The sequence below is a fragment of the Vibrio sp. 811 genome (assembly GCF_033339195.1).
The window spans coordinates 1-531 of the sequence record NZ_JAWOUB010000894.1; the positions used below are offsets into that span (position 1 = coordinate 1).

1 pseudogene is annotated in these 531 nt (G+C 48.8%); it reads right to left on the bottom strand.

Features of this window, described 5'->3' with window-relative positions:
• Nucleotides 1-526 (bottom strand): annotated as a pseudogene (locus tag R7Q46_RS29990) (hypothetical protein); the annotation flags it as partial.
• Between the last annotated feature and the right edge of the window lie 5 nt (nucleotides 527-531).

The following is a 531-nucleotide window of genomic DNA, read 5'->3' on the forward strand; positions in this document are numbered from 1 at the left end:
GAATTTGCGCCGCGTTTGCTTGGCGGTCAATGCGCCCAAACAGATCAACTTCCCAAGCGATACTCGCGCCTGCAAATACGCCATCGTGCTGATTATCCATTAGGGTGACGTTACCAATTTGAGGTGGCAGACCCGACACGGAATCACTGAGTGGATTCAATATCGGACCGAGTGAAGAGTCATTTTTACTGAACTGATAGTTCATGTAACCCGCACCGAGATTAATTGTCGGTACCTTGAATGACTCCACCATGGTTTTATAGTTGTTGGCCATTTTTACCCGCTCGGCCGCCACTTTCAGCGGAATGTTTTGGCTCTGCATGTCTTGAACCATTTGATTCAACACCGGATCGTGAAACTTAGTCCACCAAAACTCAACGGGTTGTGAATCGGTACTCAACCCTGCATTTTCGGCGTTCAAGTAGGTTTCTGCCATGCTGGTGGTCGGTGCTTGGTAGTCTGGCCCCACTGCACAGCCCGCTAAACTTAGGGCTAGAACGACAGGCGTTAGAATGAATTTTTTCACGATGA